The sequence below is a fragment of the Sphingomonas lycopersici genome (assembly GCF_026130605.1).
Lineage (GTDB): Bacteria > Pseudomonadota > Alphaproteobacteria > Sphingomonadales > Sphingomonadaceae > Sphingomonas > Sphingomonas lycopersici.
In genome coordinates this window covers 758,771-777,971 of record NZ_JANFAU010000001.1, presented here as the reverse complement: position 1 = coordinate 777,971, position 19,201 = coordinate 758,771, and the positions used below count along the sequence as shown (strand labels likewise).

Below are 19,201 nucleotides of genomic sequence, written 5' to 3'. Positions count from 1 at the left end.
CCAATGCCCATCGATCCCGCCAAGGTCGCCGCGATCGACGTCCACGTCCACGCCGAAGTCTCGTGCCACGATCCGGAAGACCCGGTAATGGCCGAATTCTTCGACGCGGCCTCGACCTATTTCAAGGCCGACCGCAAGCGCCCGACGATCCCCGAGACGATCGCTTATTACCGCGAGAAGAACATCGCCTTCTGCCTGTTCACGGTCGATGCCGAATGCGGCATGGGGGCCAAGCGGATCAGCAATTACGAAGTCGCGGAAATCGCCGCGCAGCACGACGATATCGTCATCCCCTTTGCCTCGATCGATCCGCACAAAGGCAAATATGGCGCGCGCGAGGCGCGCGACCTGATCGAGAATTATGGGGTCAAGGGCTTCAAGTTCCACGGCATCGCGCAGAATGCGCACCCCGCCGATCACATCGCCTATCCGATCTATGAGGTGATCGCCGAATATGGCCTGCCCGCGATCTTCCACACCGGGCATTCGGGGATGGGCACCGGGATGCCGGCGGGCGGCGGGCTGCGGCTCAAATATGGCCAGCCGATGCTGATCGACGACGTTGCGGTCGATTTCCCGACGATCAAATTCATTCTCGCGCACCCGAGCTGGCCGTGGACCGACGAAAGCCTGTCGATGGCGCTGCACAAGGACAATGTATTTATCGACTTGTCCGGCTGGTCGCCGAAATATTTCCCCAAGCAGGTGATCCAATATGCCAACACCCAGCTCAAACATAAGATGATGTTCGGATCGGACTGGCCGCTGATCCGCCCGGAAAAATGGATCGACGCCGCGCGTGAGGCCGGCTTCCGCGACGAGGTGCTGCCGCTGATCATGAAGGATAATGCCGCGCGGGTACTGGGGCTCGGCTGAGATGGCGCCGTTCGATTGGCAGCGGCGATGAACGATCTCGCCGGCCGCCACATCCTCGTCACCGGCGCCTCCTCGGGGATCGGGCGCGCGACCGCGCTGCTGCTGGCGGAACGCGGTGCGCGCGTATCGCTGATCGCGCGCCGCGCCGCCGCGCTCGCGGCGGTGCGCGCGGCGATCGAAGGCGAGAGCTTCGCCGCGCCCGCCGATGTCGGCGACCCCGCGGCGTTGCTTGCCGCGATCGATGCGGCGGAACGCGCGCTCGGCCCGGTCGACGGGTTGTTCGCGAATGCCGGCACCGGGGGCGCCTTCGCTCCCTTCGCCGATTATGACGATGCGGCCTTCGAGGAGGTGCTGCGCATCAACCTGCTCGCCCCGTTCCGCGCGACGAAGCGCGTGCTGCCGGGGATGATCGCGCGGCGGCGCGGCGCGATCCTCGTCACCGGCAGCCTCGCGAGCGTGCGCGGCATGGCGCACAACCCGGGCTATGTCGCGGCCAAGCACGGGCTGCTCGGGCTCGCCCGCGCCGCCGCGCTGGAAGCCGCGCCGCACGGGGTGCGCGTCAATTGCATCATCCCCGGCTTCATCGAAACCGAGATGCTCGCGAACCTCGGCCCTGATGCGCACGACGCGATGCGCGCGCGCACCCCGCAAGGCCGCACCGGCACTGCGGCGGAATTGGCCGAGGTCGCCGCCTTCCTCCTCTCCGACGCGGCGAGCCACGTCACCGGGCAGAGCTGGGCGGTCGACGGCGGCATTCTCGATACGCTGACGCTTTAGGGATCGGCTGCTTTACTTCAGCGCCACTCGGTCTCGCACCGGGGCGCCGGGCCGCGCCCGCCACGATCAGCCGCGCGCGAATCGTTTGCGTTACATACTAATTCGATTATGGTCCGCCGGGTAGGAACCGGCCCCGGCCAGCGTGCGGGGGCCTCGCAGGAGAGGATTTGATGGCCAGGAATCTCGAAGACGTGCTCAACGCGGCGGGCAATACCGTCGACATGCTGCGCAACTCGCAGCTCGGCGCCTATGTCTATCCCGTCGTCGCCCCGGAGTTTCACAACTGGCGCTCCGAACAATGGGCGTGGCAGCATTCGGCGGTGCTGTTCGATCAGTCGCACCATATGGTGAACCTGTATCTGCGCGGCCGCGATGCGCTGAAATTGCTTACCGATACGATGATCAACTCGCCCAAGGGGTGGGAACTCAACAAGGCCAAGCAATATGTGCCGACGACGCCTTACGGCCATGTCATCGGCGACGGCATCATCTTCTGGCAGGAGCCGGAGGAATTCTGCTACGTCGGCCGCGCGCCAGCCTCGAACTGGCTGCGCTATCATGCCGAGACGGGCGGCTATGACGTCGCGGTCGAGCTCGACGACCGCTCGCCGATGCGGCCGATGGGCAAGCCGGTCAGCCGCTCGGTGTGGCGCTTCCAGATTCAGGGGCCGAACGCCTGGGCGATCATCGAGAAGCTCAACGGCGGCCCGCTCGAAAAGCTCAAATTCTTCAACATGAGCACGATGAACATCGCCGGCCACACCGTGCGCACGCTGCGCCACGGCATGTCGGGCGCGCCGGGGCTCGAGATCTGGGGTCCCTATGCCGAGCAGGAGGAGATCCGCGCCGCGATCCTCGAGGCAGGGCGTGAATTCGGCATCGTGCCGTGCGGCAGCCGGGCCTATCCGTCGAACACGCTGGAATCGGGCTGGATCCCCTCCCCGCTCCCGGCGATCTACACCGGCGACAAGCTGAAGGGCTATCGCGAGTGGCTCGGCGCCGACAGCTATGAGGCGACCGGGTCGATCGGCGGCAGCTTCGTCTCCGACAATATCGAGGATTATTATCTCAACCCGTGGGAATTGGGCTATGGCCCGTTCGTCAAGTTCGACCATGATTTCCACGGCCGCGAGGCGCTGGAAAAGCTCGATCCGGCGGCGCAGCGCACCAAGGTGACGCTCGCCTGGCATCCCGAGGACATGGCGAAGATCATGGCCTCGCTGTTCGATCCCGATGGCGAGCAATATAAGTTCTTCGACGTGCCGCTCGCCAATTACGCCTCGTCGAACTACGATCGCGTGATCGATGCGAGCGGGCGGACGGTCGGCGTGTCGATGTTTACCGGCTACAGCTACAACGAAAAGCAAGCCCTGAGCCTCGCGACGATCGATCCGACGATCCCGGTCGGCACCGAGCTTCGCGTCGTGTGGGGCGAAGAGAATGGTGGGACGCGCAAGACCACGGTCGAACCGCACAAGCAGATCGAGGTGCGCGCGATCGTCAGCCCGGTGCCCTATTCGCGCGTCGCGCGCGAGACCTATCACCAAGGCTGGCGCACCGCCGCCGAGGCATGAGGTGACCGATTACGTCCTGGTCCACGGCGCGTGGGGCGGCGGCTGGAGTTACGACCGGCTGGCCGCCGACCTGCGCGGCGCGGGCCATCGCGTTCTCGTCGCCGCGCTGACCGGGCTCGGTACGCGCGCCGATGAGCTGACGCCGGCGATCGACTTGTCCCGCCACATCGGCGATGTGGTGGAGCAAGTCGAGGCGGCGGGGTTCGACCGGTTCGTGCTCGCCGCGCACAGCTATGGCGGGATGGTGGCGACCGGCGTCGCCACCCGGCTCGGCGCGCGGATCGATGCCTTGGTCTATATCGACGCCTTCCTGCCGGGAGACGGCCAGTCGCTGTGGGACATCACCGGCGACTGGGAGCATAAACAGTATATCGACGGCCAGCGCGATCGGCCGGGATGCGTCGCGCCGCTGCCGGGGCTGGAGCGCGATGCGCGGCTCGGGCGGCACCCGCTGCTCACCTTGCTCGAGCCGGTGCGCTTCACGGGCGCGGAGGCGGCGGTGAAGCGGCGCCTCTATGTGTTCGCCGAAAGCTGGTCCCCGACGCCCTTCGTGCGCTTCCACGATATGGTGGCCGCCGATCCTGGCTGGGAAGTCCATCGCGCCGATGCGGGGCACGACGTCATGGCCGATCAGCCCGCACAATTGCTGCGGATCATGCTGGGCGCGGGCGAGCCGTCGTAAACCGACGGGTGACCGGTTCGTCCTTCGATAAGCTCAAGGCGAACCGGTCATGTTTGCGCGCGACGCGCTATCCCCGCTCCGCTCCATGCTGCGCCAGCTGCTCATCGAACACCGGATTGCCGAGCAGGAAGCCGATCGCTTCCGCGCGCGCTGCATTGACCGGTTCGTCGGGCATCGAGGCGAGGATCGCGTCGAAACGGGTGCGCATACCGGGGGCGAATTCGGGATGGGTGAGGATATAAAGATCGTTGCGGCGGATGCCGGCGAGCACGCGCTCCCCCACTTCGTCCGCGCTCATCCACAAGGGCGAGACCTCGCGCTTCCCGAGCTGCTGCTCGCGCGCGATATAGCCGCTGTCGTGCCGGTAACGATCCGGGCGCAGCTCGCCCGAGGCGGCGATATTGCTCTGCACCGGACCGGGCAGGAAGGCGGAGACGCCGATATTGTCCGGCGCCAGCTCCCCGCGGATCGCCTCCGACAAGCCGAGCACCGCGGCCTTGGCCGCGGTATAGGTCGCGGAGAAGGAGATCGGGATCAGCGCCGATTGCGAAGAGGTGGTGACGATCTGCCCGCCCTCGCCATGCGCGCGGATGCGCGGCAGGATCGTGACGAGGCCGTTGACCACGCCCCCGAAATTGACCCCCATCGCCCAATCCCAATCGTCATATTTGGTCTCGGTGATCGGCCCCATGACGCCGACGCCGGCATTGCCGATCAGCATGTGGATAGCGCCGAAACGCGCCTCGGCGCGGTCCGCGGCGCGCGCATAACCCTCGCGATCGGTGACATCGAGCTGGACGGTCTCCACCTGCGCATCCGCGCCGAGCGAGGCGCGCGCCTCGTCCAGCGCGCTTTCGCGAATGTCGGCGATCACCACATTCGCGCCCGCGGTCACCAGCGCGCGGGCGATGCCCAGCCCGATGCCGTTCGCGCCGCCGGTGATGAACGCCGTCCGCCCGCGCACCTCCGCCATCGGCGCGCGCTTTGCCTCAGCCTCTCCAGTCATTCGCTTCCTCTCCGTTTTTTCTCAGTGTTTCAGCCCGAGCATCGCCCGCGTCTCCCCGACGCTCGCGACATCGCCGCCCAGCCGCTCGATCAGTTCGACCGCCCAGCGCACCTGCGCGGCATTGTCCTCGGCGAGCCGCCCGCGCCGCAGATAGATCGTATCCTCGAACCCGACGCGGACATTGCCGCCGAGAAGCACCGCCTGCGCCGCCATCGGGAAGGAGTGGCGGCTGACCCCGAACCCCGTCCAGCGCGCGCCGCGCGGAATCTGGTTGCGGGCATAGACCATCGCCTCGGTGGTCGCAGGAAGGCCGTATTTGGTGCCGAGCACGAAGGAATAAGGCGCATGCGCCGGCAGCGCGCGCTTCGCCATCAGATCGTCGGCGAAGACGAAATCGCCCGCCTCGAAACATTCGATCTCGGGCAGCACGCCGGCATCCTGGATCATCTGCCCCATGCGGGTGATCATCGGATCGAGGTTAATCGCCACCCCGCCCCACAGGTTCATCGTGCAGATATCGAGCGTACACATATCGGGCTTGAGATCGAGGATATGCTCCAGCCGGCGCTCGGCGGTGAACATCAGCGTCCCCGGCCCGCACACCGCCGGATCGTCCGGGCTCTGCATCCAGGTGCAGCCGGGGCCGGTGGTGACGTTGAGGATCACTGCGTCGTTGCCGGCGCGGATCAGCCCGACCACCTCGCGATAATCGTCGAGCGACTGGCTCGGCGCGCCCGTCTCGCGATCGCGCACATGCAGGTGGATGATCGACGCCCCCGCCTCCGCCGCCGCCAGCGCCTCCGCCGCGACATGATCGGGGCGGAACGGGAAATTGGGATGATCGGGCAACGGCGAGCTGCCGGTGACGGCACAGGTGATGAAGGTCTTCTCGGCCAAAAACGCTCTCCTGTCGAACCGCCGTTTCGCGGGGAGTCGCAGAAGCCGGCGGATGCGACTAGACGGTTCCATCTGCCATCATTGGAAGTAACGGGATAAGCATGGCGCATAGGGAGGAATTATCGCGGTTCCTGAAGGCGGCGCGGTCGCGCCTGTCGCCGGGCGACGTCGGGCTGCCGGCGGGCGAGCGACGGCGGACCAAGGGGCTGCGCCGTGAGGAAGTCGCCGCGCTCGCCGGGATGAGCGTCACCTGGTACACCTGGTTCGAGCAGGGCCGCGACGTCCAGCTATCGGTGCCGATGCTCGAACGGCTCGGCCGCACGCTGCGGCTCGACACCAACGAGCGCGAATTCCTGTTCGCGCTGGCGCAGCATCGCCCGCCGCCGCTGGAAACCCAGATCGACGAGGAGATCCGCCCGGCGACCCAGCATATGATGGACAGCCTGTCGATCCCGGCGCTGGTGATCGTCGAGGATTGGACGGTGATCGGCTGGAACCAGCTGATCGCGCGCGCCTTCCGCGATTACGGCCCGTTGCCGCGCGCGGAGCGCAATCTGTTCAAGATCCTGCTGCTCGACGAGCGCTACCGCACCGACGCCGATCATTTTCGCGAAATGGCGCGTCGGCTCGTCGCACGGTTCAAATGGGATTACAGCCGCACCTCCAAACCGGAGATATTCGACGAGATCATCGCCGAGATGATGGAAGGCTCCGCCCTGTTCCGCGAATATTGGCAGGAGTCCGAAATCCTGCCCTATTTCGAGCATGTCAACATCGCGATGATGCCCGAGGTGGGGGACATCACCTTCTGGCATTCATCCTATGCGGTGGAAGGCGCGCCGGGGCAGCGGCTGATCCTGTTCGCCCCGCGCGATCCGGCCAGCGCGGCGCGGCTGGCGCGGCTCGCGGAGAGCGTGCGGCGGTGAGCCCCGCCCCCTATCGCAGGATCATCGGAAATAGGCGATCGCGCGGAATTCGTAGCTTTCGCGGGTCACGGCATCGGGCCGCGTACTATCGTGGAATGCGGTGTGCGGCGCGCGCCACGCGCGGCCGTGATCGCTGTCGTGGAACTTGATGAAAATCACCTCGTCTGCAGTCATGTCGGGGAAATACCACCAGCGATGCGCGGGATTGTGGTGGAAGATCGTCGCCGCGCTCATCGCCTCCTCGCCCTCGATCGGGGCGTAGAGCGCGTCCTCCTCGGGTATCTCGTCGACATCGACCTTGACGTTGGCGACCGCATCCTCGTCCCCGACGCTGCGGCAATCGCATAGCGCGAGCGGCCAATCCTGCGGCGGCGGGGAGAAGGTGCGCCACAGGCTGAAGCAGATGAAGCGGCTGTAGCCGGCGCCGCCGGGCACGGCGCGGTCATAGAGCGCGCGCGCCACGCGGTGCGCGGTCGCGGTGTTGAAATCGACATGCGCCTCGGCGGCGGGCGGCTGGACGCTCGCGCCGCTGATGATCGGAGAGCGCAATTGTCCGCCCATCGGCAGCACCAGATCGCAGCCGGTGAGCGCCTTCGCCACCGCCGCCACTTCGTCGGGATAATCGCGCACCGCCGCCGCATCGCGAAAATCGCGGACCGCGCTGCGATGCCGCGCGATCGCGAAGCCATGGGTGTCGAGCGTGAACGGTTCCGGTGCGAGCCGCGCGTTGCGGATCGTGACCGGATAGGGGGCATAGACCCCGGTATTCACCTCCCGCCCCGGCGCCCAGAACCGCCGGTTGATGCGCGACGTCGGGACCAGATAGTCGATCACGGTCTCGATCGCGTCGCCCGCGCGGCTCCGGTCGGTGATCACGCCAGGATATTCCGGCCCTGTTTCACCGTTTTCGCCTCCATCTCCTCGGGCTTGGGCGGTTCGGGGACGTTGAGCCCGCGCTGGACCGCGGGACGCGCCGCGATCGTATCGCGCCAGCGTTGCAGATGATCGAGCCCGTCGATCGGTATCTGTGCCCAGTCCGCCCCGCGCACCCAGGGGAAACAGGCGATGTCGGCGATCGAATATTCCCCCGCGAGATAGTCGCGGGTGGCGAGCCGCGCATCCATCACCTCCAGCAACCGCCGGCTCTCGCGCACATAGCGATCGATCACCGCCGGCAGCTTTTCCTCGAAATAGCGGTTGAAGACGGTCGCCTGCCCCATCATCGGCCCGAGCCCCGCCATCTGCCACATCACCCATTGGATGACGGTGCTGCGTCCTTGCGCGTCGGCGGGCAGGAAGCGGCCGAACTTTTCCGCCAGATAGATCAGGATCGCCCCGGATTCGAACACCGCGAAGCCGCCCGCATCGTGATCGACCAGGGTCGGGATGCGCCCATTGGGATTGAGCGCGACATACCAATCCTCTTTCTGCACGCGATCGGTGAGCGAGATCGGCGTCACCTTATAAGGCACGCCGAGCTCCTCCAGCATGATCGCGGCCTTCCAGCCGTTCGGCGTTTCCGAGGTCAGCAGTTCGAGCATGTTTCTCTCCGCAAGTCGTCACGATGAAGCATCCCCCCAGGGCCCGGGCAAGCGCAGCGGATATGCTGTCATTGGGGCTGATAGTATCGCCACATGACTTGCGGCACGCGCGCCTGCCCGCCACCCCGGTGCCGATAATTGGAGAGGAACAAGCGCCGATGTTGACGCTCTACAGCTTCGGGCCGGCGGCCAATTCGTTGAAGCCGCTGCTCGCGCTCTACGAGAAGGGGCTGGCATTCACGCCGCGCTTCATCGATCCGCGCCGGTTCGAGCATCACGAGGATTGGTTCAAGCGGATCAACCCGCGCGGGCAGGTGCCGGCGCTCGATCACGATGGCCATATCGTCACCGAATCGACCGTGATCTGCGAATATCTGGAAGACGCCTTCCCCGATGCGCCGCGGCTGCGCCCGACCGACCCGCTGGCGATCGCCGAGATGCGCGTGTGGACCAAATGGGTCGACGAATATTTCTGCTGGTGCGTCTCGACGATCGGCTGGGAACGGATGATCGGCCCGATGGCGCGCGCCTTGTCCGACGAGGAATTCGAGGAGAAGGTGAAGCGCATCCCCGTCGTCGAGCAGCAGGTGAAATGGCGCAACGCGCGCGCCGGTTTTCCCAAAGAGGTGCTCGACGAGGAGATGCGCAAGATCCGCTTCTCGATCGACCGGCTGGAGAAGCGCCTGTCGGAAAGCGAATGGCTGGCGGGCGACCAATATACGCTCGCCGATATCTGCAATTTCGCGGTCGCCAACGGGATGCAGCACGGCTATGCCGATATCGTCAACCGCGAGGCGACGCCGCATCTGGTGGCGTGGATCGAGCGGATCAACGCGCGCCCTGCCGCGCGCGAGATGTTCGCCCGCTCGCAGACCGAAATGCCCGATCGCCGGCCGGCGCCCGCGCCTGCTGCCTGAGGAGCGACGATGGCCTGGAACGACGAACCCGCGACCGGCGCGCTGCGCATGTATCACATCCCCGGCTGCCCCTTTTCCGAGCGGGTCGAGCTGCTGCTCGATCTCAAGGGGCTGGGCGACGTGATGGCCGATCACGAGATCGACATCTCCCGCCCGCGCCCCGACTGGCTGCTGCGCCGCACGCGCGGCACCACCGCGCTGCCCGCGCTCGAGCTGGAGAATGGCGAGACGCTGAAGGAAAGCATGGTCATCATGCGCTATATCGAGGATCGCTTCCCCGAGCGCCCGGTGGCGCGGCGCGATCCCTTCGAACATGCCGTCGAGGCGATGCTGTGCGCGACCGACGGGCAATTCACCGGCGCGGGCTATCGCATGATCCTCAACCGCGATGCGGCGAAGCGCGCCGAGCATCGCGCCGAGGTGGATGCGCAATATGCCCGGCTGGACGATTTCCTCCGCCATTATGCCCCCGATCGCGATTTCCTGTTCGATCGCTTCGGCTGGGCCGAGGTGGCATTCACGCCGATGTTCAAGCGGCTGTGGTTCCTGGAATATTATGAGGAATACGCGGTCCCCGCACAGTTGACGCGCGTCCTGCGCTGGCGCGAGGCGTGCCTTTCGCATCCCGCGGCGCAGCGGCACCACAGCCACCGCGAGTTGATGACGCTCTATTACGATTACACCCAGGGTTGCGGCAACGGCCGCATCCCCGAGGGCCGCGCGCTATCGAGCTTCACGCTCGATCCGGCGTGGGACACGCGCCCGATGCCGCCGCGCGACAAATGGGGCCCGCCCGCCACCGACGCCGAGCTTGGCCTGCTCCCGGCCTGATCCCTTTTCTTTTCGAGGACCATGACATGAAGAGCTATCCGCAGCTTTATATCGACGGCCGCTGGACCGACAGCAAGGGCGGGCGCCGCCACATCGTCATCAACCCCGCGACCGAGCAGCCTGCGAGCGAGATCGTGCTCGGCACCGCGGCCGATGTCGACGATGCGGTCGTCGCCGCGCGCCGCGCCTTCGACAGCTTCAGCCAGACGAGCAAGGCCGATCGCATCGCGCTGCTCCAGCGGGTGATCGAGGAATATCAGAAGCGCATCCCCGACATCGCCGAGGCGATCGCGATCGAGATGGGATGCCCGATCAGCGTGGCGCGGACGGCGCAGGCCGGCTCGGGGCTGGGGCATCTCGCCAATGCGCTCAAGGCGCTCGAGGAATATGACTTCGCCGAGGCGATCGGCGACAATCTGGTGGTGCGCGAGCCGATCGGGGTGGTGGCGCTGATCACGCCGTGGAACTGGCCGATGAACCAGATCGTCGCCAAGGTCGGCCCGGCGCTCGCCGCCGGCTGCACGATGATCCTCAAGCCCTCCGAGGAAGCCCCCGGCTCCGCCGCGATCTTCGCCGAGGTGATCGACGCGGCGGGGGTGCCGGCGGGCGTCTTCAACCTGGTGCAGGGCGACGGCGAGGGTGTCGGCACCGCACTGGCGCGGCATCCCGATATCGATATGGTGAGCTTCACCGGCTCGACCCGCGCCGGAATCGCGGTGGCCAAGAACGCCGCCGACACGGTGAAGCGCGTCGCGCAGGAGCTGGGCGGCAAATCCCCCAATATCATCCTCGAAGGCGCGCCGCTCGATCAGGCGCTGCCCGGCGGCGCGGGCGGGGTGCTGCTCAACTCGGGGCAAAGCTGCGTCGCGCCGACGCGGATGCTGGTCCACCGCTCGCAGCATGACGAGGCGGCGCGGATCGTGGGCGAGATATTCGCCGCCAAGCCGGTCGGCGATCCGCTGGCCGAGGGCGACCATATCGGCCCGTTGGTCAACCAGCGCCAATGGGAACGCATCCAGCGCCTGATCCAGCAGGGCATCGACGAGGGCGCGACCGTCGCGGCCGGCGGCCCCGGCCGGCCCGACGGGCACGACATCGGCTATTATGTGAAGCCCACCGTCTTCGCCAATGTCACCCCCGAGATGACCGTCGCGCGCGAGGAGATTTTCGGCCCGGTGCTGGTGATCATGCCCTATGAGGACGAGGCCGACGCGATCCGCATCGCCAACGATACGCCTTACGGGCTCGGCGCCTATATCGCGGGCGATCCGGCGAAGGCGAAGACGATCGTCGGCAAGCTGCGCGCCGGCGCGGTGTTCGTCAACGCCGGCGGGCTCGCCTTCGACATGCCGTTCGGCGGGTATAAGCAATCGGGCAACGGGCGCGAATTCGGCAAATTCGGGCTGGAGGAATTCCTCGAGGTGAAATCGGTGATCGGGAAACTGCCGGCGTAGCCGGCGCGAGAACCCCTCCCCTGAAGAGGACGGGTATCGGTTCGACCGGAGATCATGTGCGGAATGTGGATCCTCCCCGGCGCAGGCCGGGGGCCAGTCACGACCGGCCCGATGCTGGACCCCGGCCTTCGCCGGGGTGGTAGTCTGCATCTTGTGTCCCCGCGAAGGCGGGAGCCCAGCGAGGACTGGACGTGACCCCGATTAAGCCCTCGCCACGGTACGCTAATAATTCGACAGGATCGCGAGGCTGCGGCTGTCGAGCGGTTTGCCGGCGCGTTTCAGCGCGAGTTCGCGCATGCGGGTCTTGGCCTGCATCTCCTTGAGATAAGCGTGGACGGCGGCGGCGTCCGCCTTCGTCAGCACGTCGTCCCAGCGCGGCATCCCGGCGTCCTTGAGCGCGCCTTCCAGCACGATGCGGTCGAACATCGCATGCACTGCGCCGTCCAGCCGCCGCAGATCGGGGGCGGTGGAGCGCGGCTGGTTGGAATGGCAGATCGCGCAATTCTGGAAGAATATTTGCTGCCCGTGCGCGATCACCGCCGGGGTGGTGCCGGCGGCCTGCGGCGGCGGCGCGGGCGCGACCTCCAGCGGCGGTGAGGGCGCTGGCTTGGGCACCGCCCCGCCGCCGAGCTTGAAGACGATCAGCCGATTGGCATTGCCGTAGCGATAGGCCGCCGAATAATCGGGCACATAAGGCCAGCCCCCGCCACCGAAGCCGGTCGCGACCGCGACATATTGCACCCCCTTTACGCGATAGGTCATCGGCGCGGCCATGATCGAGCTGCCGGTATCGATCGCCTTCAGCGCCCGCCCGGTGCCGGCATCGCGCGCGACCAGCCGGCCGTCGAGCATGCCGTGGAACACCAGCCCGCTCGCGGTGGCGAGCACGCCGCCGCGATCCTGCCACCCGCCGGTGGGCACCGCCCAGCGTGTCTTGCCGGTGAGCGGGTCGATCGCGCGGATTTCCGCCGAATAGGGCTTTTCGCGCACCCATTTCATCTCCGGCAATGCCTCCACCGCGGCGCGCACCGGCGGCGGCAGCGTGGGGAGCGCCTCGACGAGATCGGGGGTGAAGATCAGCGCCGCGCCGGTGTTGAGCGCCTTCGCGCGGCGCGGCGGCGCGCCGCTGACCGTCGGGAAGATCAGATTGCCCATGTCGAGCACCGAGGCGAAATACAGCCTGCGCGCCGGATCCCACGCCCCCGGCATCCAGTTGCGCGCACCGGGCGAGCCGGGGAAGACGATCTTCGGCCCCTGCCAATATGCCGATCCCGCCGGGGTCAGCCGCGGCCGCCCGGTCTTAAGGTCATAGCCCGATGCCCAGCTCGTCCGCACCAGCGCATTGGCCGCCAGCGGCTTTCCCGTCTCGCGATCGATCACATAGAGGAAGCCGTTCTTCGGCGCGTGGATGATCACCGGGCGACGGCGCCCGTCCACCGTCAGCTCGGTGAGGATCATCGGCTGGGTCGCGGTATAGTCCCAGCTGTCGCCGGGCGTCTCCTGATAATGCCATTTCAGCCGCCCGCTCTTGCGGTCGAGCGCGACGATCGAGGAGAGATAGAGATTGTCCCCGCCCTTCGGCGACCGCTCGGCGATCGAATATGGCCCGCCGTTGCCCACGCCGACATAGAGCGTGTCGGCCGCCGCATCATAAGCGATCGCATCCCAGGCGGTGCCGCCGCCGCCGATATCCCAGCGGCTCGCCGGATCCCATGTCTTGAGAGCGGCATCCAGCGCGGGGCTTTCCTGCGGCCCCTGTTTCGGATCGTGCGGGACGGTGAAGAAACGCCACGCCGTCTTGCCGTCGGCGATGCGATAGGCGGTGACATAGCCGCGCGTGTCATATTCCGCGCCGGCATTGCCGATCACCACCAGATCGCCGGCCACTTCGGGCGCGCCGGTGATCGTATAGCCGCGCGTACGATCGGTGATCGTATCGGCCTTCCACGCGACCTTCCCCGTCTTGGCGTCGAGCGCATAGAGCCAGCCGTCGAGCGCCCCGACGATCACCTTGCCCGCCGCCACCGCGACCCCGCGATTGACCATGTCGCAACACGCGGCGCGCGCCGCCTGCATGTCGAGATCGGGGGTGAAGCTCCACAATTCCCGCCCGCTCGTCGCATCGAGCGCATAGACGCGCCCGGCCTGGCCGCTGGTGTACATCACCCCGTCGATCACCACCGGGGTCGCTTCCTGCCCGCGCCCGGTGCCGAGATCATAGGCCCAGGCGAAGCCGAGCGTGCCGACATTCGCCGGGGTGATCTCGCCGAGGCGGGAGAAATGCGTCTTCCCCGCATCCCCGCCCGGGGTGGGCCAGTCGTCCCCCGCCCCGGCGGCGGTGTCGGTGCCGGTCCGCGCGCAGCCGGCGAGGGCGATCAGCGCCAGCGCGGCGATCCACCCCCGCCTCATGCCGGCCAGCTCGCGCGATGCGCCAGCATCACCTCGCGCAGCGTCTTGGGCGCGCGGCCGGTGATCCGCGCGACATGATCGGTCACGCGGTCGAAGAAGCCCTCGCGGATCGACTGGCCGAACGTCACCATATCGTCGCTGCTCCACGGGATCGGGCCGTCGGGTACGATGTCCGACGCATGCCGCGGCACGCCGAGCGAATCGAAATAGGCGAACATCCCCCGATCGTCGGTCGGCGCCACCGCCAGCGGCCGCCCGGCAATCTCGCCCGCCAGCGCCAGCGCCTCGGGAATCGTGAACAGCTCGGGGCCGGTGAGATCATAGGCGCGGTTCTCGTGGCCGCCCTGCGTCAGCACCCCGACCGCGGTGGCGACGCAATCGTCGCGCGACACGAACGCCACCCGCCCCGCCCCGCAATTGTCCGGCTTGGGCTGGCCCGACAGCAACACGGGGATCACCATCGGCCCCGCGACCGCCTCGGCATATTGGCTGTCGCGCAGGAAGGTCCACGTCGCGCCGGATGCCTCGATGATTTCCTCGGTCGCGCGGTGATCGTTCTTGACGATCGCCGGATTGTCGGGCGCGTCGGCCCCGAGGAGCGAGGTGTAGACGATATGCCGCACGCCGGCGGCGACCGCCGCCGCCACCGCGCTGCGATGCTGGCCGACGCGGCTCCCGACCCGCGCGGTGCTGATCAGCAGCATCCGTTCCGCGCCTGCGAAGGCGGCGGGCAAGGTCGCCGGATCGTCGAAATCGGCGTGCCGCACCGATGCGCCGCGCGCCGCGAAATCCGCCAGCCGCGCCGGGGTGCGCGACAGCAGGATCAGATCGCCCGGCGCGATCCGTTCCAGCAACATTGCCGCCGCCGCCCCGCCAAAGGCGCCGGACGCGCCGGTGACCACGATCTTCACGTTATCCCCTCCTGCCACTCTTGCCGACAATACTAACGATTGTTATTGTTGTGGCAAGGGAGAGGATGATGGCCGACATGGCATTGGAAGATCGTATCGCGCTGCAGGATCTGATCGCCGCCTATAGCTGGGCGCTCGATACCGGCGATGTCGAGGGGCTGGTCGCCTGCTTCACCGCCGATGCGCGGATGGTGGAGGAAGTGTTCGAGGACCCCGACGTGTGGGAGGGGCATGACGGCATCCGCGCGCTCGCCGCGCATTATTTCAACGCCCCCGGCTTTCCCGGCCGCCAGCATCATGTGACGCAGGTGCAATATCTGCCGCAGGACGACGGCAGCGTGCGGCTGCGCGCCTTCGCCTTCGTCACCGAATGCGACGGCGAGCCGCCCTATCTGCTGCGCTTCACCGGCTGGTATCAGGATCATGCGGTGAAGGGCGCCGACGGCCGCTGGCGCTTCCGCAGCCGCACCGTGCGGCTGTGGGACGGTGAGGTGCTGAAGAACTTCCCCGGCCGGGGCGAGTGGACTCCGCGCAAGCGCCCCGAATCGCTGCGGATCAGACAGCAGCAGCCCGCCAACTGACACGCATTACCCGATCCCACGGAGACAGCATGGCCAACACCCAGCCCGACGGCGTCCGCCTCGCCCACCCCGACCGCCTGTTCATCGACGGCGAATGGATCGCGCCGGCCGCGGGCGGGACGATCGCGATCGTCTCCCCGCATAACGAGCAGCTCGCCGCGATCGTCGCCGAGGCGCGCGAGGCCGATATGGATGCGGCGGTCGACGCGGCGCGTCACGCGTTCGACGCCGGGCCGTGGCCGCGGATGCCGGTCGCCGAGCGCGCCGCCGTTTTGCGCCGGATGGCCGACCATTTGCGCGGCCGGCAGGCCGAGCTCGCCGCCGCCTTCGTCGCGCAGATCGGCGCGCTCGCCTCGTTCGCGCCGGTCGCCGCCGCACAGGGGACCGAGACGCTGGCCGGCTATGCCGATATCGGCGAGCGTTACGAATGGGAGACGCGCCGCCCCTCTACGCTCCCGGGCAATCTGTCGGTGCTGGTGCGCGAACCGGTCGGCGTGGTCGCGGCGATCGCGCCGTGGAACATGCCCTATTCGATCATGATCCAGAAGATCGCCCCGGCGCTGATCTGCGGCTGCACCGTCATCATGAAGCCCGCGCCGGAAACCCCGCTCGAGGCCTATCTGATCGCCGAGGCGGCGGCAGCGGCGGGACTGCCGCCGGGCGTACTCAATCTCGTGCCGGCGCATCGCGACGCGGCGGATCACCTCGTGCGGCATCGCGGCGTCGACAAGATCAGCTTCACCGGCTCGACCGTCGCGGGCCGCCGCATCGCCAGCGTCGCGGGGGAACGGATCGCACGCGTCACGCTGGAACTGGGCGGGAAATCCCCCGCGATCGTGCTCGACGACATGCCCGCCGAAGCCGCGGGCGCGATCCTGGCGCGGACGATCACCGTGCTTTCCGGCCAGGTCTGCGCGATGCTGAGCCGCGCGATCGTCCCGGCGCATCGCGTCGACGCCATCGCGGCGGCGATCGCGGCGGAGATGCAGCGGGTGCGGATCGGCTCCCCGCTCGACCCGGCGACCGAAATGGGGCCGATCGCGATGAAGCGCCAGCTCGAACGGATCGAACATTATGTCGAAACCGGCAAGCGCGAGGGTGCGCGGCTGGTGACCGGCGGCGGGCGACCCGCGCATCTTTCCACCGGCTATTATTTCGAGCCGACGCTGTTCGCCGAGGTCGACAATCAGATGACGATTGCGCGGGAAGAGATTTTCGGCCCCGTCCTCACGCTGATCGCCGCGCGCGACGCCGACCATGCGATCGAGATCGCCAACGACAGCGATTATGGCCTCAATTCCGCGGTGCTCACCAATGATCGCGACGCGGTCTATCGCATCGGCCGGCGGCTGCGCGCGGGCAATGTCGGGCACAACGGCATGAAGGCCGATTTCAGCCTGCCGTTCGGCGGATTCAAGCAGTCTGGCGTCGGTCGCGAGGGCGGCGTCGAAGGATTGATGCCGTATCTGGAGACGAAGGTGATGCAGATCGAGAGCGAGGCGGCGGCTTAGCGGCGTCGCGGCTTAAATCGAAATCCCCCCTCCCCGTTCGCCCTGGGCCTGTCGAAGGGCGGCCCCAACGCTCGAACGGACGCCCTTCGACAGGCTCAGGGCGAACGGCTTGTATGTTGCGCGGCGACGGCGCGGATTTCGATATCAGGGGCGATCCCCCTCCGCGGGCCGAGTACGCTCCATGAACAGCGAGCGGCCCTTTTCGTCGGTCGCCTCCAGCGTGTCGATCAGCGTATCGAGAAAGCGGTCGAGCGCCATCACTTCGTCGGGGCGCAGCGCGGACAGCAGATAATCGCCGACCAGATCGCTTTGCGGCCGCATGATCGCATAGAGCCGCTCGCCCTCCTCGGTCAGCCGCAGCGTCTTGCGCCGGCGGTTGGCGGGATCGCGCGTCACGGTGATCCGCCCGTGCCGCTCGAGCGCGGAGACGGCGCGCGAGACGCTCATGATGTTCACCCCGGTCATCGCCGCAAGCTCGTGGCCCGCGGCGCTGCCATAGCGGCCGATCATCATCAGCAGCCGGAATTCGTTGATGCTGATGCGATATTGCCGCTCCAGATTGGCCGAGAAGGGCGCCATCAGCTTGTTCGACAGCTTGAGGATACGGTGCAGCGTATCGGCCGAGTCGATGCCATATTGCGCGAGCGTGGGCGCGGGACGATCGCGCGGGGCGGTAGGATCAGCCATAAGCACACTCTAACGCATGTGACGACGCGGGCGTCAACCACTCCTGGCGGCTCCAAAGCATCTTGGCGCGAATTATAACGAGTGTTATCGTTCGGCGGAGATTAGGAGAGCCAGATGGGCGCGTTCCCGACGACGATTCACTTCACCGGACTCAACACCCCCGTCCGCACCGAATGCGCGATCCGCGATCTGGAGGTGATCGGCACGATCCCGCCCGAAATATCCGGCGCATTCTTCCGCGCGGTGCCCGATCCCGCGCATCCGCCGATGTTCGCGGACGATATCGTGCTGTCGGGCGACGGGATGATCTCGCGCTTCCTGATCGCCGACGGGCATGTCGATTACGACATCCGCTACGTCCGCACCGAGCGCTATATGCTGGAGCGGGAGGCGCGGCGCGCATTGTTCGGCCGGTATCGCAACCCCTTCACCGACGATCCCGCGGTCGCCGGGCGCGACCGCACCGTCGCCAATACGACCCCGGTGTGGCACGCCGGGCGGCTGTTCATGACCAAGGAAGACGGGCTCGCCTATGAGATCGATCCGGTCTCGCTGGAGACGATCGGCCGCTGGGATTATTATGGCGCGCTGCGTTCCGAAACCTTCACCGCGCATCCGCGGGTCGATCCGGCGACGGGGGAGATGTTCTTCTTCGGCTATGAAGCGGGCGGGCTCTGTTCGCGCGACATCGCTTATTGCATCGCCGATCGCGACGGAAAGCTCGTCTCCGAACAATGGTTCGAGGCACCCTATTGCGCCAGCGTGCACGATTTCGCGATCACCGAGACGCGCGCGGTCTTCCCGATCTTCCCCACCACCGCCGATCTCGATCGGCTCAAGGCGGGTGGGCCGCACTGGGCGCATCAGCAGGAGCTGGAAAGCTGGATCGGGATCATGCCGCGTTACGGCAAGACCGATGAGATGCGCTGGTTCCGCGGGCCGAAGGGGGTTTCCGCCTTCCACCTCGTCAACGCGTTCGACGAAGGCGATCTGGTCCATCTCGATCTGTGCCTCACCGATACCAATGCCTTCGCCTTCATGCGCGAGGCGGGCGGCATCCACCGTATGCCGTGGGAGGTCAACGGCGCGCTGACGCGCTGGACCTTCGATCTTTCCAGCGCGGGAGAGACGTTCGAAGAGCGCCCGATCGGCCCGCCGGGCGATCTGCCGCGGCTACGCGATGCCGATCAGGGGCGGCCGTATCGCTACGCTTTCTATTGCAGCATGAACCCGGCCGGCGGCCCGCCGCTGCCGGGCGGGCCGGTCGGCGCGGCGTTCAATGCGCTGGTGCGGATCGAGCCGGGCAACGGCCGCGTCGAGATGATGACGCTGGCGCCCGATATGGCGGTCAGCGAACCTGTCCACATCCCTTCTGCGCGTAACGGCCATGACGGCTGGCTGCTGGCGGTGGTCGATCGTCGCACCGGCGAGGAGGCGTTCGACTCCGAACTATGGGTGATCGACGCCGCCGATATCCCCGCCGGGGCGGTGGCCCGCATCTCCGTGCCGGTGCGGATGCGCGCACAGGTGCACGGCGCCTGGGTATCCGCGGCACAGCTTTCGCAGCGCAAGGCCCCTTGACCAAATAATAACGATCGTTATTGTTGCTTAAGGATACAGA

18 protein-coding genes are annotated in these 19,201 nt (G+C 67.1%); 11 read left to right on the top strand and 7 right to left on the bottom strand.

All coding sequences use genetic code 11. The annotated features are described in order from the left end of the window. Positions 1 to 3 precede the first annotated feature (3 nt). From NED98_RS03135 to NED98_RS03120, 4 genes are all read left to right on the top strand, one after another. Complete coding sequence (locus tag NED98_RS03135) at positions 4 to 876, top strand: amidohydrolase family protein (RefSeq protein WP_284699340.1); 873 nt, start codon at positions 4 to 6, stop codon at positions 874 to 876. 27 nt (positions 877 to 903) lie between these two features. Beyond that, entirely contained in the window at positions 904 to 1,653 is a 750-nt protein-coding gene (locus NED98_RS03130) for an SDR family NAD(P)-dependent oxidoreductase (RefSeq protein ID WP_265311913.1), read from the top strand. A 170-nt stretch (positions 1,654 to 1,823) separates the two neighbouring features. After that, on the top strand, positions 1,824 to 3,227 hold the full coding sequence (gene ligM / locus NED98_RS03125) for a vanillate/3-O-methylgallate O-demethylase (protein WP_265311912.1): 1,404 nt from the start codon (positions 1,824 to 1,826) through the stop codon (positions 3,225 to 3,227). Between the two features lies 1 nt (position 3,228). Further along, a complete protein-coding gene (locus tag NED98_RS03120) occupies positions 3,229 to 3,909 on the top strand; it encodes an alpha/beta fold hydrolase (protein ID WP_265311911.1) in 681 nt (226 codons plus the stop codon). 67 nt (positions 3,910 to 3,976) lie between these two features. On the opposite strand, the gene NED98_RS03115 is transcribed toward NED98_RS03120, so the two are convergent. Beyond that, complete coding sequence (locus tag NED98_RS03115) at positions 3,977 to 4,915, bottom strand: SDR family NAD(P)-dependent oxidoreductase (RefSeq protein WP_265311910.1); 939 nt, start codon at positions 4,913 to 4,915, stop codon at positions 3,977 to 3,979. A 21-nt stretch (positions 4,916 to 4,936) separates the two neighbouring features. After that, positions 4,937 to 5,812: a beta-keto acid cleavage family enzyme gene (locus NED98_RS03110; RefSeq protein ID WP_265311909.1), complete on the bottom strand. Its 876-nt coding sequence runs from the start codon at positions 5,810 to 5,812 to the stop codon at positions 4,937 to 4,939. A 101-nt stretch (positions 5,813 to 5,913) separates the two neighbouring features. Between NED98_RS03110 and NED98_RS03105 the strand changes: the two genes are divergently transcribed. Further along, positions 5,914 to 6,738, top strand: a complete 825-nt coding sequence (locus NED98_RS03105; protein ID WP_265267548.1) for a helix-turn-helix transcriptional regulator — start codon at positions 5,914 to 5,916, stop codon at positions 6,736 to 6,738. Between the two features lie 21 nt (positions 6,739 to 6,759). Here NED98_RS03105 and NED98_RS03100 read toward each other — a convergent pair whose 3' ends face one another. Continuing rightward, positions 6,760 to 7,614: a CmcJ/NvfI family oxidoreductase gene (locus NED98_RS03100; RefSeq protein WP_265311908.1), complete on the bottom strand. Its 855-nt coding sequence runs from the start codon at positions 7,612 to 7,614 to the stop codon at positions 6,760 to 6,762. Then, entirely contained in the window at positions 7,611 to 8,279 is a 669-nt protein-coding gene (locus NED98_RS03095) for a glutathione S-transferase family protein (protein WP_265311907.1), read from the bottom strand. Before NED98_RS03095 ends, NED98_RS03100 begins: the two co-directional genes overlap by 4 nt. Positions 8,280 to 8,437: 158 nt before the next feature. On the opposite strand from NED98_RS03095, the gene NED98_RS03090 reads away from it, so the two are divergent. From NED98_RS03090 to NED98_RS03080, 3 genes are read left to right on the top strand one after another with little or no spacing between them, the layout of a single operon-like run. Continuing rightward, a complete protein-coding gene (locus NED98_RS03090; RefSeq protein ID WP_265311906.1) occupies positions 8,438 to 9,196 on the top strand; it encodes a glutathione S-transferase family protein in 759 nt (252 codons plus the stop codon). Positions 9,197 to 9,205: 9 nt separating this feature from the next. Next, entirely contained in the window at positions 9,206 to 10,027 is an 822-nt protein-coding gene (locus NED98_RS03085) for a glutathione S-transferase (RefSeq protein WP_265311905.1), read from the top strand. 26 nt (positions 10,028 to 10,053) lie between these two features. Continuing rightward, positions 10,054 to 11,481 carry an aldehyde dehydrogenase family protein gene (locus NED98_RS03080; protein ID WP_265311904.1) on the top strand — a complete coding sequence of 476 codons (1,428 nt, stop codon included), beginning with the start codon at positions 10,054 to 10,056 and terminating at the stop codon, positions 11,479 to 11,481. A 222-nt stretch (positions 11,482 to 11,703) separates the two neighbouring features. Here NED98_RS03080 and NED98_RS03075 read toward each other — a convergent pair whose 3' ends face one another. Together NED98_RS03075 and NED98_RS03070 are read right to left on the bottom strand one after the other, a co-directional pair. Next, positions 11,704 to 13,890: a PQQ-dependent dehydrogenase, methanol/ethanol family gene (locus NED98_RS03075; RefSeq protein ID WP_265311903.1), complete on the bottom strand. Its 2,187-nt coding sequence runs from the start codon at positions 13,888 to 13,890 to the stop codon at positions 11,704 to 11,706. Further along, positions 13,887 to 14,801, bottom strand: a complete 915-nt coding sequence (locus NED98_RS03070; protein ID WP_265311902.1) for an NAD(P)H-binding protein — start codon at positions 14,799 to 14,801, stop codon at positions 13,887 to 13,889. Before NED98_RS03070 ends, NED98_RS03075 begins: the two co-directional genes overlap by 4 nt. A 68-nt stretch (positions 14,802 to 14,869) precedes the next feature. On the opposite strand from NED98_RS03070, the gene NED98_RS03065 reads away from it, so the two are divergent. After that, on the top strand, positions 14,870 to 15,382 hold the full coding sequence (locus NED98_RS03065) for a nuclear transport factor 2 family protein (protein WP_265311901.1): 513 nt from the start codon (positions 14,870 to 14,872) through the stop codon (positions 15,380 to 15,382). Between the two features lie 29 nt (positions 15,383 to 15,411). Beyond that, positions 15,412 to 16,893, top strand: coding sequence for an aldehyde dehydrogenase (locus tag NED98_RS03060; protein ID WP_265311900.1), 1,482 nt, complete (start codon positions 15,412 to 15,414; stop codon positions 16,891 to 16,893). A gap of 144 nt (positions 16,894 to 17,037) precedes the next feature. On the opposite strand, the gene NED98_RS03055 is transcribed toward NED98_RS03060, so the two are convergent. After that, a complete protein-coding gene (locus tag NED98_RS03055; RefSeq protein WP_265311899.1) occupies positions 17,038 to 17,580 on the bottom strand; it encodes a MarR family winged helix-turn-helix transcriptional regulator in 543 nt (180 codons plus the stop codon). Between the two features lie 114 nt (positions 17,581 to 17,694). On the opposite strand from NED98_RS03055, the gene nov2 reads away from it, so the two are divergent. Then, positions 17,695 to 19,161 (top strand): lignostilbene-alpha,beta-dioxygenase NOV2, encoded by a 1,467-nt coding sequence (nov2, locus tag NED98_RS03050; protein WP_265311898.1) that lies wholly within the window; start codon positions 17,695 to 17,697, stop codon positions 19,159 to 19,161. The last annotated feature ends 40 nt before the right edge of the window (positions 19,162 to 19,201 follow it).